Annotated in this window: 8 protein-coding genes; 4 read left to right on the top strand and 4 right to left on the bottom strand. The window is 72.4% G+C overall.

Annotated features, from left to right (window positions below):
* Positions 1-3 precede the first annotated feature (3 nt).
* Both ACWICD_RS04280 and ACWICD_RS04275 read right to left on the bottom strand, forming a co-directional pair.
* Positions 4-294, bottom strand: a complete 291-nt coding sequence (locus ACWICD_RS04280) for a hypothetical protein (protein ID WP_376128369.1) — start codon at positions 292-294, stop codon at positions 4-6.
* A gap of 5 nt (positions 295-299) precedes the next feature.
* A complete protein-coding gene (locus ACWICD_RS04275; RefSeq protein ID WP_376128411.1) occupies positions 300-524 on the bottom strand; it encodes a DUF3107 domain-containing protein in 225 nt (74 codons plus the stop codon).
* 136 nt (positions 525-660) lie between these two features.
* Here ACWICD_RS04275 and ACWICD_RS04270 point away from each other — a divergent pair, with 136 nt between their 5' ends.
* Entirely contained in the window at positions 661-3,759 is a 3,099-nt protein-coding gene (locus tag ACWICD_RS04270) for an ATP-dependent helicase (protein ID WP_454139379.1), read from the top strand.
* Entirely contained in the window at positions 3,756-7,064 is a 3,309-nt protein-coding gene (locus ACWICD_RS04265; protein ID WP_454139378.1) for an ATP-dependent DNA helicase, read from the top strand. Before ACWICD_RS04270 ends, ACWICD_RS04265 begins: the two co-directional genes overlap by 4 nt.
* A gap of 9 nt (positions 7,065-7,073) precedes the next feature.
* On the opposite strand, the gene ACWICD_RS04260 is transcribed toward ACWICD_RS04265, so the two are convergent.
* Positions 7,074-8,351: a phosphotransferase gene (locus ACWICD_RS04260; protein WP_454139377.1), complete on the bottom strand. Its 1,278-nt coding sequence runs from the start codon at positions 8,349-8,351 to the stop codon at positions 7,074-7,076.
* Between the two features lie 106 nt (positions 8,352-8,457).
* On the opposite strand from ACWICD_RS04260, the gene nudC reads away from it, so the two are divergent.
* Positions 8,458-9,354 carry an NAD(+) diphosphatase gene (gene nudC, locus ACWICD_RS04255; RefSeq protein ID WP_454139376.1) on the top strand — a complete coding sequence of 299 codons (897 nt, stop codon included), beginning with the start codon at positions 8,458-8,460 and terminating at the stop codon, positions 9,352-9,354.
* A complete protein-coding gene (locus tag ACWICD_RS04250) occupies positions 9,351-11,120 on the top strand; it encodes an ATP-dependent helicase (protein WP_454139375.1) in 1,770 nt (589 codons plus the stop codon). The genes nudC and ACWICD_RS04250 overlap by 4 nt, the downstream gene beginning before the upstream one ends.
* 726 nt (positions 11,121-11,846) lie before the next feature.
* Here ACWICD_RS04250 and ACWICD_RS04245 read toward each other — a convergent pair.
* Complete coding sequence (locus ACWICD_RS04245; protein WP_376128381.1) at positions 11,847-13,241, bottom strand: zinc-dependent metalloprotease; 1,395 nt, start codon at positions 13,239-13,241, stop codon at positions 11,847-11,849.
* Positions 13,242-13,344 lie beyond the last annotated feature (103 nt).

Below are 13,344 nucleotides of genomic sequence, written 5' to 3'. Positions count from 1 at the left end.
GGGTCAGCCGATCTTCAACCGCGTGCGGGCGCGCTCATCGTGCGCGAGACGCGTGCGGGCGAGGACGACCAGCGCCGGCCACACGACGACGGCGGGCACCACGAGCGCCGACAGCCAGGGCCACGGGGAGTCGATGCCGATCCCCGACCAGGTGAGGATCGTCCAGGCGAGGCCGGCCGCGGCGGCGCCGAGCATCGGTGCGACGACGACACCGCGCGTGGGACGGTCGCTGACGAGGAAGTGCAGGCCGACGCCGATGACCGCGCCGACGATGAGTGCGAGCAGGATCTGCATGGCCGTCAGGCGACGAATCCGACGCGGCGGGACTCTTCGGTGCCCACCTCGATGTAGGCCAGGCCTGCCGTGGGCACGATGTACGCATTGCCCTTGACGTCGGTGAAGGTGACGTGGGTCGCGGCCGCGTCGAGCGCGGCGGAGACGGACTTCTTGACGTCGGCGGCGGGCTCGTTCGTCTCGAACGTGAGCTCGCGTCCCGTGTTGGCGATGCCGATGCGGATCTCCACGTGAATGACCTCCTGCGTGCCGGGGCCGGTCCCCGGGGGCATGGCAACTCTACGACACCGCGCCGACGCTCCTCCGCGTCGCGCCGACGCTCTCGGCGAACGGGCGATGTCCGTGCCGCGCGCTAGCGTCGTGGTCATGGTTCCAGGGCAGGATGCCGCGTCGCCCGACGCGTCCCAGCGCGCCGTCGTCGAACTCGCTCTCGACGCGTCCGGCACCGTGGCCGGCATGCCCGGCAGCGGAAAGACGGCGACGCTCGTCGCGCGCGTCGGCGCGCTCGTCGCGCGCGGCGTCGACCCCGATGCGATCGTCGTGCTCACGCCGTCGCGGCAGACGGCGACCGCGCTGCGCGACCGTCTCGCGCTCGCCGTGGGGCGCGCGACGTCCGGACCGCTCGCGCGATCGGTCGCCTCCTTCGCGTTCCAGATCGTGCGCGCGGCATCCGTCACGGCGGGCGGCGAGCCGCCGCAGCTGCTCACCGGCGGCGATGAGGACCAGATCATCCACGACCTGCTCGAAGGCGACGCTGAAGACGAAGCGACCGGTCGCGCACGCTGGCCGGCGTGGCTCGATGCCGGAATCCGGTCGACGCCGGGCTTCCGCACCGAGGTGCGCACGTTCTTCGCCGAGTGCACGACGCTCGGGATCGACGCGCCCCGGCTGCAGGCGCTCGCCGAACGCGACGGCATCGACGCGTGGAGCTCGCTCGCGTCGTTCTTCCGGGAGTACCTCGACGTGCGCGCCGACATGCGCGGCGCGCACCGCGACGCGGCGGGCCTCGTGCGCGAAGCGGTCGGCCTGCTGCGCGAAGGCGTGCCCGGCCTCGACGCGGTCGACGGCATCCGTGTCGTGCTCGTCGACGACGCGCAGGAGCTCACGCTCGGCGGGGTCGAGCTCGTCGAGGCCCTGCGCCACCGCGACGTCGCCGTCCTCGCCTTCGGAGACCCCGATGTTGGATCGGGCGCCTTCCGCGGGGCGACCCCCGAGAACTTCGCCCGGCTCGCGTCGAGCCTGGGCGATCTGCACGTGCTCGAGACATGTCATCGCGGATCGACCTGGCAGGCCGAGACCGTGCGGCGGGTGACGCAGCGCATCGGCGCCGTCGGGATCGTCGCGCACCGGGGCGGTCCCGGCACCGCCGAGCCGGACGACTCGGTGCGCGCTCTGACGGTGCGCTCCGCGGCAGAGGAGTACGACGCGATCGCGCGGCTGCTGCGAGAGCGCCACGTGCACGACGGCGTCGCGTGGAGCCGCTGCGCCGTGATCGCCCACGACACGCGGCAGGTGACCGCGCTCGAGGCCGAGCTCGCCGCCCGCGACGTTCCCGCGCGGTCGGCGGGACCCGGGCGCGCGCTCGGCCTGCACCGCGCCGTACGAGACCTGCTGCGCCTGACCGAGATCGCGATGGACGGCGCGTGGACCTTCGACGACGTCGCGGCGGTGCTCACGGGCGCCTACGGCGGCCTCGATGCGATCCAGCTGCGCCGCCTCATCTCGACTCTGCGCCACAGCGAGCTCGCGGTCGGCGGTGACCGGCCGGGTCGCGACCTGCTGCTGTCGGCGATGGTCCAGCCGATCGAGTTCGACCTGATCGACACGCGCGAAGCGCGGCGCGGCGCCGTGCTCGCGCGCACGCTGGCCGAGCTGCGCGCCGAGTTCGAACGCGGAGCGACGGCGCACGAGCTGCTCTGGACGGCGTGGGAGCGCAGCGGTCTCGAACGCGGCTGGGGCGAGCTCGCGCGGGGGAGCGGCCCGTTGGCCGAGCAGGCCGACCGCGACCTCGATGCGCTCGTCGCGCTCTTCCAGGCGGCGAAGCGATTCGTCGAGCGATCCCTCGACGCCGATCCGCGCGTCTTCGTGCGCGGCATCCTCGACACGGACGTCGCCGAAGACCGACTCGACGCGCCGAGCATCGACGACAGTGTGCGTATCCTCACCCCCGCGGGCTCGCTCGGGCTCGAGTTCGACACCGTCGTCGTTGCGGGCGTGCAGGAGAACGTCTGGCCCAACACGCGGCTGCGCGGCAGCCTGCTCGAGACGTGGCGGCTGGCCGGCGCGGCCCGGCGCGCGCCGGACGAGCCGGCCGGCACGGTCGATCGGCGCCGCGCCGCGATGCACGATGAGCTGCGTCTGCTCGCCCGTGCGCTGTCGCGCGCGACCGCGCGGGTCATCGTGACGGCCGTCGACGACGACGACACCGGACCGAGCCCCTTCTTCGAGCTGCTGCCTCCCGCCCAGCAGCACACGGTCGAGCATCCGCTGTCGCTGCGCGGCCTCGTCGCACGGCACCGCCGCACCCTCACGACGGCGCCGGGCTCGGCGGCATCCGATCACGCGGCACATCAGCTGGCGCTCCTCGCCGACGCGGGTGTCGCCGGCGCACATCCGCGGGAGTGGTTCGGCGTGAGGCCCGTCACCTCGGACGGTCCGCTGCGCGACCTCGCACGCGAGGACATCCGCGTCTCGCCGTCGCGTCTGCACGCCCTCGAGGAGTGCGAGCTCAACTGGGTCATCGCCGATCTGGGCGGCGACCCCGGCGGCACGACGGCGGGCGTCGGCACGATCATCCACGCGGCTCTCGAACACGCCGAGACGAATGACGAGACCGCCCTATGGCGGCAGGTCGAGACGAGGTGGGGCGAACTGTCGTTCGAGGCGGAATGGCGTGCACGGGCCGAGAAGCAGCGCGCGCGCGACCTCGTGCACAGACTGCACCTCTACCTGCGCCGCTTCGAAGACGCCGGTGGCGCGCTGATCAGCGCCGAGCCGCACTTCGAGGTGCCCATCGACGTCGACGACGCCACGGGCGAGCACCGCGTGATCCTGTCGGGATACATCGACCGAGTCGAGCGCACACCAGAGGGCGAGGTCGTCATCGTCGACCTCAAGACGGGCAAGAACGAGCCGCAGACCGACGCGAAGGTCGTCGACAACCCGCAGCTGGCGGCGTACCAGCTGGCGTTCGAGGGCGGAGCGATCCCCGCCGCCGCGGGGCTGCCCCCCGGCGGCGCCCAGCTGCTCGTGCTGAAGCCCACATCCACCAGGGTCGACTACGCCACCCCGCGGCAGCCGCCGTTCGACGATGAGCGACGTGAGGCCTTCCTCGAGCGCGTGCGAGCGGCCGTCACGACGATGCGCGGCACGATGTTCGCGGCTCCCTTCGAAGAGCACTGCCGCGACGAGCACGCGTACGGGCTGTGCCGGATCCACACGATCGGCGCGGTGAGCGCGTCATGACGGCCCCCGCCGCGCCCGTGCTCTCGGCACGGGTCATCGCCGCCGCGCTGGGACAGTTCCCGCCGACCGATGAGCAGGCCGCCGTCATCGAGGCGCCGCTCGCCCCCGCGCTCGTCGTCGCCGGGGCCGGCAGCGGAAAGACCGAGACGATGGCCGGTCGCGTCGTCTGGCTCGTCGCGAACGGACTCGTGCGCCGTGACGAGGTGCTCGGGCTCACCTTCACGCGCAAGGCCGCCGGTGAGCTTTCCGAGCGCATCCAGCGTCGTCTCGCGCGGCTCGGCGAGTTCGAACGCCGGGGCCTTCTCCCGCATCTGCCCGCCCTGCACGCCGAAGGCCGACTCGACGTCTTCGGCCGGCTCGAGCGCGAGACTCCCGACGGCTCGCGCCGGACGCTGCTGCGCCTCGCGTCGCTGGACACTCTCGCGGCGGTGACGTCGGCGATGCCGCAGACGACCGACGACGACGCGCTGCTGGACCGGCCCACGGTCGCGACCTACAACAGCTTCGCCGATCAGATCGTGCGCGAGAATGCGCTGCGGATCGGTCGCGATTCCGAAGCGGCCGTGCTGTCGGAATCCGCCGCGTGGCTGCTCATGCGGCGCGTCGTGTTCGCCTCCGACGACCCGCGACTCGAGATGCGCGCCGAGGCGGTGCGCTCGATCATCGACGGCGCCCTGCGCATCGCGCGCGACGGCGTCGACAACCTCGTCGACTTCGACGATCTCGCCGCGTTCCCCGAGCGGTTCCGCACGGTCCTGCAGCTGCCGTCGACCCGCAAGGGCACGGTCGTCTACGCCGACGTCGCGCAGGCCGTCGAGAAGGTCGACGCGCTCGCACTCCTGGCAGACCTCGCCCGCGACTACGCCGCCGAGAAGCGCCGTCTGGGGGTCATCGACTTCTCCGACCAGGTCGCGGGGGCGCTCGAAGCCGTGCGCGCGCACCCCGTCGTGGCGCAGGATCTGCGCGATCGGTTCCGCGTGGTCCTGCTCGATGAGTATCAGGACACGTCGGTCGTGCAGACGGATCTGCTGTCGGGCGTCTTCGCGCAGACCGCCGTCATGGCCGTCGGTGACCCGCACCAGGCGATCTACGGGTGGCGCGGGGCCAGCGCCGGCAATCTCGGTGGCTTCGCCGAGGCGTTCGCCCGCGGGGACTGCGCGCGCTTCTCGCTCGCGACGAGCTGGCGCAACAGCACGTCCGTGCTCACCGCGGCCAACGCCGTGCTCGCGCCGCTCGCGGCGACGGCGCCTGTTCCCGTCGATGAGCTGCGTGCCCGACCGGCGGCACCGGAAGGAGCTGTCGAGCTCGTCTTCGAGGCCGACCTCGACAGCGAAGCCGAGAGCGTCGCGGCATGGTTCGACCGGGTGCGGGCCGAACGTGCTGCACGGGGGGACACGACGACCGGCGCCATCCTGTTCCGCAGCAAGAAGCACATGGTGCGCTTCGGCGACGCGCTCGGGCGACGCGGCATCCCGCACCGGATCCTGGGGCTCGGCGGTCTGCTCTCGACCCCCGAGGTCGTCGACGTCGTGAGCGCGCTGCGGGTTCTGAGCGACCCCGGGGCCGGCTCGTCGCTCATCCGGCTGCTCGCCGGACCGCGGTGGGGGATCGGCCTGCCCGACCTGCGTGAGCTCGCCGGCCTCGCGCGACGGATCGCCCGTCACGACGCCGCCCTGCAGCCGCTCGCGCCCGACGTGATCGCGGCGATCCGCGGCAGCGCGGCCGACGACGACGGGTCGCTCGTCGACGCCCTCGACTTCGTGCTGCGTCACAAGCCCGATCACGGATGGCTCGCCGGCTTCACCGCCGAAGCGCGTGAGCGACTGCGCGAGGCGGCCGCCGTCTTCGCGGGCCTGCGGCAGGCGGCCGGCATGCCGATCCCCGAGCTCGTGCGCCTGGTCGAGCGCGAACTGCGCCTCGATGTCGAACTGGCCGCCAACGAGGCGCGCGGCCCCGCCCGCATCGCCGCCGCGCAGCTGCGTGCCTTCGTCGACGAAGTGCACGCCTTCCTCGCCGCAGACGAGACCGGCTCGCTGTCGAGCCTGCTGGCATGGCTCGACCACGCCGAGCAGCTCGACGAGTTCGCGCCCCGGACCGAGCCGCCCGAGGACGACGTCGTGCAGCTGCTCACGATCCACGGCTCGAAGGGGCTCGAGTGGGACGCCGTCGCCGTCGTGCGCCTGGTGACCGACGAGCTGCCCGGCACGTCGCGAGATGCCAAGGCGTGGCTCCGCTTCGGCATCCTGCCGTACGCGTTCCGCGGAGACGCGCGGTGGCTGCCCGTGCTGCCCTGGAGCAGCTGCGACACGCAGCAGGAGCTGAAGCAGGCGTACGACGAGTTCGTCGCGGCCAACAAGGCACGGCACCTCGAAGAGGAGCGTCGCCTGGCCTATGTCGCCGTCACGAGAGCACGGGAGCACCTGCTGCTCACCGGCGCGAGCTGGTCGGGTACGAAGCGGCCCCGGGCGTGCAGCACGTTCTATCTCGAGATCGCCGACGCGCTCGATGTCGCCCGTCCCGACGAAGAGATCGGCGACAACCCGTACGCGGGCGAGCGGCGACTGCTGCGCTGGCCCATCGACCCGCTCGGGTCGCGCCGGGACGTCGTCGAGCGCGCGGCGGGCGTGGCCCGTGCCGCCCTCGATGCTCCGCCGGCACGCCCCGACGACGATGTCGCACTGCTCCTGGCCGAGCGCGAGGCGCGGCGCGGGGCACCGGCACCCGTCGCACCCGTGCGGATCGCGGCATCCCGCTACAAGGACTTCGTGGCCGACTACGACGGCACGCTCGCCCGGCTCGCGCGGCCCATGCCCGAGCGGCCCTTCCGCCAGACGCGCCTCGGGACGCTCTTCCACGCGTGGGTCGAGCAGCGCTCGGGTCATGTCGGGCTCAGCGGCTCGATCGACGATGCGCTGTGGGAGACCGACGACGAGCTCCCCGACACGCAGGCCTCCGCCGAAGACGCCGACGCGCTCGCGGTGCTGCGCGAACGGTTCCTGGCATCGGAGTGGGCGCCGCTGCGGCCGCTCGAGGTCGAGACCGAGATCGACTTCACCGAGACCGACCTCGACGGGCGTCCGCACGTCATCATCTGCAAGCTCGACGCCGTGTACCGCCGCGGCGATCGCATCGAGATCGTCGACTGGAAGACGGGCGCCTCGCCGCGCACGGAGGCCGAGCGACGTGAACGGATGCTGCAGCTCGAGCTGTACCGTCGCGCCTACCACGCCAAGCACGGGGTGCCGATGGAACGGATCGACGTCGTGCTGTACTACGTCTCGGACGGCGTCATCCTGCGCGGGTGAGTCCCGCGATCAGTCCGCGAGCCAGCGGCGCAGCGCGGCGTCGGATGCGCGCTCCGCGTCGGCGACCGCATCGCCGTCGTCCGCGCGGCGCGGCGTGACATCGACGGGTCCCGTCGAGACGTCGTCGGGGGTCCACTCCATCCCACCGGATGACGCCGGCTCGGCGGCATCCGCGTCGGAATCCGTCTCGGCGGCGTCCGTCTCTCGTGGCGCCTCGTCGTCTTCGTCGGCGATCCACTGCGACAGCTGCTCGGGATCGTAGGCGTCGGTCTGCATCGAGGTGTCGACGGGCACGGCGGATGCCGCGGGCAGGCGATCGAGCAGGGCGATCGCATCGTCGACGTCGAGGTGCCCGTCGGCGACGAGGTCTTCGGCGCCGACACTCGCCGCGAGCGAATCGAGCAGCGCGGAGGCATCGTCCACGATGTCGGGGCGCTCGGATTCGTGGCCATGGATGAGCCACTTCGCGAACTCGAGCTCGGCGTACAGTCGTGCGCGTTCGCGCACACGGGCATCCGGGGCGCGTTCGCTGTGCGCCGTGTAGGCCGCGTAGACGTCGTCGGCTGCGGCGGGCGCCGTGGCGAGCCACTGCAGATCGATCGCGGGGTCACCCACCGCCAGACCGTGCCACTCGAGCAGACCCGTGACGCGAGGGGCGTCGTCGACATCTTCGAAGAGGAACGACGCCGACCCGATGCCGCCGAGCACGACGGCCGATTCGAAATGCCACAGCTCCTCTGCCGTCAGCGCGCGCCGCCAGCGGTCCGCGAGCGCAGGCGGGAGCACGTCCGTCGCGATGGCGCGGTCGACGAGGCGGGAGACGTCGTCGCGCACCTGGGCGGGAGTGCGTACGGGAAGCCCCTCGGTGCGCACGACCGACGTGGGCAGCGAATGCACGGCCGCGAGCGCTTCGCCGAGCGACGTGGCAGCACCTCGCCCCGCGGGAAGATGCCCCGGGTCGACGCGATACCCGGGGAGGAAGTCGACGACGGCGACCCGTTCACCGTCGAGCGCCGTCTCGCCCAGCAGCTCGGGGGCGCGAAACGGCAACAGGCTGCGCACTCCGGGCGTCAGCGCGCGTAGTGCGCGCGCCTCGGCGGCGAGCTCGGCACCGGCCGCGGGCTCGGTCGGAACACGGACGACGACGCGCCGACCGTCCTCGAGATCGGCGACGGCGGTGTCGTATCGACCGCCCGCGCCCTCGGTCAGCGTGCCCACTCCGACGACGCCGACCCGGGGAAGAGCCGACGTTATGGACGCGGCTAGAGTGAACGGAGAGCGTGCCATGTGCCCAGGTTAGGTGGGGCGCGCCGGGCCGTCCTCGCGCCACGCCCGCACACCACGACCCGGTGTCCGGTGGCCACGGTCTGCGAACAGATGTGAAAGGGCCTGCATGACGGTGCGCGATGTGCGTGACGGAGCCCTCGACCGGTCCGCCCACGAGCGCGCTGTCCCTGGTCTCATCGACGACGCGCGAGCCGACCCCGCGACGCGCGTGCTCGTCGTCGCGGGAGACGCGGCGCCGCTGGCCGGCCCCGATCGACTGCACTGGGTCGCCGCCGATGCCGCTCCGCACGGTGCGGAGTGGGGCTTCATCGGCCGTGCGTCCGACGGCGCCGCGCTGCTCGCCGCGGCCGTCGAACCCGCCGAGCTCGACCCGTTCGACGCGCCGCAGGGCTGGGCCGGCCTGCGCACCGCCGGCGGCGCTCTCGCGGGAGAAGACGCGGACGCGTTCGTCGCGGCGGTGAGCCTCGGCCGGTGGCTGCGCGAAGCGCCGCACTGTCCCGCCTGCGGCGCACGGTGCGATGTCGAGAACGCGGGCTGGTCGCGACGCTGTCCCGGGTGCGCACGCGAGCACTTCCCGCGCACCGACCCCGCCGTCATCGTCGCCGTCACGAGTGCGACCGACGCCGATCGCGTACTGCTCGGCTCGAACGCGCTGTGGAGCGCCGACCGCTTCTCGTGCTTCGCCGGGTTCGCCGAGGCGGGGGAGTCGCTCGAAGCGGCCGTGCACCGCGAAGTGCGCGAGGAGTCCGGCGTCGACGTCGTCGACGTGCGCTACCGCGGTTCGCAGGCGTGGCCGTACCCGCGTTCGCTCATGCTCGGCTTCTTCGCGACGGCCGTCGACGACGACGCGGCGCTCGCCGACGGCGAGGAGATCGCGGCCGTGCGTTGGTTCACGCGTGACGAGGTCGGCGACGCGCTCGCCGGCCGCAGCGAGATCCTGCTGCCGGGGCCCGCCTCGATCGCCCATCGCCTCATCAGCGGCTGGCACGGGGGCCGGTCGTGACCGATCGCGCGCTGGAGGGACTCGACGACCGGCAGCGCGAAGCCGTCACGACGCTGCGGGGTCCCGTCGCGGTGCTCGCGGGTGCCGGCACGGGAAAGACCCGGGTCATCACGCATCGCATCGCGCACGGCGTCGACGTCGGGGCGTACTCGCCCGGGCGCGTCATGGCGGTGACCTTCACGGCCAAGGCAGCGGGCGAGATGCGCGGGCGGCTGCGAGCCCTCGGCGTCGAGGGCGTCGCGGCCCGCACATTCCACGCGACGGCGCTGGCGCAGTTGAACTTCTTCTGGCCGACTCTCGCCGGCGACACCATGCCGCGGATCGTCGACAACAAGGTGCGTCTGCTCGCACATGCCGCCGACGGCATCGGGCTCGATCTGGACACGCCCACGCTGCGGGACGTCGCCTCCGAGATCGAGTGGCGCAAGGTCACGATGCGCTCGACGCACCAGTACGCCGCCGCTCGCCCTCGTGGTGTCGGCCGGCTGCCGGTGGATCGGGTCATCGATCTGCAGCGCGCGTACGAGCGACTCAAAGACGAGCGGCGCCAGATCGACTTCGAAGACGTCCTGCTCTCGTGCGCGGGCATGCTCGAGGCCGAGCCGCAGGTCGCGCGGGCGGTGCACGAGCAGTATCGGCATTTCACCGTCGACGAGTTTCAGGACGTCTCGCCCCTGCAGCATCGGCTGCTCGAACTGTGGCTGGGCGAGCGCAAGGATCTGTGCGTCGTCGGCGACGCGAGCCAGACGATCTACTCGTTCACGGGTGCCGAGGCGAAGTACCTCCTCGAGTTCGAGAGCAGGCATGCCGATGCCACTGTCGTGCGGCTCGAGACGAACTACCGATCGGATGCCGCGATCCTCGCGGTCGCGAACGCGCTCATGCGCGGTCGTCCCGGCGCACTGCACCTGACCGCCGCCGAGCGTGCCGCCGCCGAGGGACCTGCACCGACCGTGACGGAGTACCCGGACGACCAGTCCGAGGCGCGCGGTGTCGCGGCCCGCGTCCGCGCGCAGCTTCAGGACGGCGTCGACCCGCGCGGGATCGCCGTGCTCTATCGCGCGCACGCCCAATCGGCGGAGATCAGCCGCGCCCTCGCCGACGCCGGTGTTGCGGTGACGGTGCTCGGCGGTCGTCGCTTCTTCGACCTGCCCGAAGTGCGCCAGGCGATCATGGAGCTGCGTGCGGCGACGGTCGCGCCGATCGCGACGGGTTTCGTCGACACCGTCCGCGACATCCTGCGCTCACGCGGGCTCACCGACGATCCGCCCGAAGCGGGGGGTGCTCTGCGCGATGCGTGGGAGGCGCGTGCCGCCGTGCTGCGATTGGCCGAGGAAGCACCCGCGACGACGACGCTGCGCGCCTTCACCGACGAGCTCATGGCGCGTGCGCGCACGCACGACGAACCCGCCCTGCGCACCGTGACTCTCGCGACGCTGCACGCCGCGAAGGGCCTCGAGTGGGACCACGTGCACCTCGTGGGGGTGGCCGAGGGTCAGCTTCCGATCAGCTACGCGACGACCTTCGAGCAGGTCGACGAGGAGCGACGGCTCGCCTACGTCGGCATCACGCGGGCCGCGCGTACGCTCGCTCTGTCGTGGGCGCGGGGGCACCGGAACCGGCAGCCCTCGCGGTTCCTGCGAGAGATCGGCAGCGGCACTCTGCGTGCGGTCGATGCATCCGGATCTCGCGGTGCGCGCGGTCGCGGTGCAGCACCAGCGAGGTCGTCGACGAGCGCTCCGGGTGCCGGGCATCCTCGCGGATGAGGTGCATGACCGCGATGCCCGCCTCGAGGGCGAGACTGCCCGCGATCGCGGGCACCGCGCGGTGAGCGAGCTGGGCTGCGACGGCGGGCCAGGCGGCGTCCGCATCGCGCCGATGCGCCGCCAGGCATGACGTGCACGGTGTGCGCCCGGGAGTGACGAGCGGCCCGACGTCGGCCCCGTGTCCCGAGAAGACGATCGGCACGTGTCGCACGTCGGCGGACATGAACCCGCTCACGAGGCGGGGCTCGACGGCGTGATGCGCGATGACGACGGCGATGTCGGGCGGTTCCGCCGCGGGGTCGTCGACGATCTGCACTCCGGTCGACGCGAGACCCGTCGTGACAGCCGCGACGAGAGCGGACTCGAACACCGGTGACGGTGCGAGGACGGCGCGCACGCGCAGGAGCGGCTCGTCGGCGATGAGTACGGGTCGCAGCACGTCGAGCAGCGCGCTCGCCCCGCCCTCCGGCGCCCCGAGCGCGAGGGCGACGGGATCGACCGCGGAATCGGGGATGCCGATCTCGAGTTCGCGCACGAGCCGTTCCTGCCACGGGACGGTGTCGGTGAGGATCGCGCGCGCATCGGCACCGAACTGCAGGGTCGAGGGGGTGCGCCACACGGGCGGATGCGCGGGATCGAGGCGGAGCATGACGAGATCATGCCGCGCCACGCCGTCGCGCGGGCGGTAATCCACAGGGCGGCGCCCCTGGGGAGGAGCCGATCGACTCAGACCGGCTGATTGTCCTCGGGGGTGCCGTCTTCGGGAGCGTCGTCGCCGGGAGTGCCGTTCTCGGCCTCCTCGCCCGCGAGAAGTCGCTCGAGCGCGTCATCCATCTCGTCGCGGGCGGGTGCTTCTCCGCGCGCGCGGGCCTCGAGCCGCGCGACGAGACCGGCGGGGTCGTCGATGTCCTCGGCGGTGGGCATGAGGTCGGGATAGTCCCACAGGGCGTCGCGAGCGGCGACGCCGACGGCGTCCGTCACGGCGCGCCACATCGCGGCGGCTTCGCGCATGCGGCGCGGCCGCAGTTCGAGACCCACGAGTGAACCCAGTGCCCGTTCGGCCGGTCCGCCGACGGCACGCCGACGGCGGACGACCTCGGAGATCCGGTCGGCGGAGGGCAGGCGTGCGAGCGCGTTCTCGGTCACGACATCGACCCAGCCCTCGATCGTCGCGAGCAGGTTCTCGAGCCGGGTGAGGGCGGCGGTCTGGGCCTCGGAGCGCTGGGGCAGCAGCGCGCCGCTCTCGATGGCCTGACGCAGTTCGTCGGGTTGGGCGGGGTCGAAACGCGCCGCGAGCTCTTCGAGCGCGTCGGTGTCGACGTGCACCCCCCGGGCGAACTCGGTCACCTGGGAGATGACGTGCAGGCGCAGCCAACGCGCGTGCCGGAAGAGCCGTGCGTGGGCGAGCTCACGCGTCGCGACGAAGAGTGCGAGCTGGTCGTGGGGGATCTCGAGATCGCGGCCGAAATCGGCGAAGTTCTGCGGCAGGATGGCGGCGTCGCCATCGGGCATGAGCGGAATGCCGACATCGCCGCCGGACACGACCTCTTTCGACAGGTTGCCGACGACCTGGCCGAGCTGCGCCGCGAAGAGCGACCCGCCCACGAGGCGCATGAGCTTGCCGGCGCCCTGGATCATGCTCTGCATGTCATCGGGCGCCTGCTCGCTGAGTGCCGAGGTCATCGCGTCGGCCATGCTCGTCGCGACGGGCGCGGCGAGCTCCTGCCAGACCGGGAGCGTGGCCTCGACCCATGCGCCCCGCGTGATCGCGCGCGCGGGAGCGGCGAGATCCGAGATCGTCGTCGCCTCGCTCAGCCACAGCGTCGCGAGCGCGAACGCCTGGTCGAGATCCGTGCGCTCTCCGGTCGTGACACCGAGGCCGTCCTGGTTGGCGATGTGCAGGGCCTGGCGCCGGGCGGCATCCCAGGAGATGCCGTCGTCCTCGCCGCCTTCGAAAGCGCCCTGCAGGTGGCGCATGACCATCTGCATCATGGCCGGATCGATCTGCATGCCGGTGAGCCGGGAGAGCTGTTCGGGGTCGAAGTCGACGCCCTGACCTCCGAACAGCTGACGCAGCAGCTCCTGCAGATCGTCTTCGGGGTTGCGGTCGTCGTCTGACACTTCAGGCGCCTTTCAGCCGGTTCATGACGTCAGGATCTACGCTAGTCGCAGCATCCCCTCGCACTCCCCGGCAGCACGCTGAACGCCTTACGCCGGTCGCGAA

Source organism: Microbacterium sp. NPDC055357 (genome assembly GCF_053644835.1).
This window is presented reverse-complemented; position numbering and strand designations above follow the sequence as displayed.

What these genes read in the sequence shown, in the direction of transcription:
- ACWICD_RS04265 (WP_454139378.1), top strand. Translation starts at nt 3,756, where the DNA reads ATGACGGCCCCCGCCGCGCCCGTGCTCTCGGCACGGGTCATCGCCGCC.
- nudC (WP_454139376.1), top strand. Translation starts at nt 8,458, where the DNA reads ATGACGGTGCGCGATGTGCGTGACGGAGCCCTCGACCGGTCCGCCCAC.
- ACWICD_RS04280 (WP_376128369.1), bottom strand. Translation starts at nt 294, where the DNA reads ATGCAGATCCTGCTCGCACTCATCGTCGGCGCGGTCATCGGCGTCGGC.
- ACWICD_RS04260 (WP_454139377.1), bottom strand. Translation starts at nt 8,351, where the DNA reads ATGGCACGCTCTCCGTTCACTCTAGCCGCGTCCATAACGTCGGCTCTT.
- ACWICD_RS04270 (WP_454139379.1), top strand. Translation starts at nt 661, where the DNA reads ATGGTTCCAGGGCAGGATGCCGCGTCGCCCGACGCGTCCCAGCGCGCC.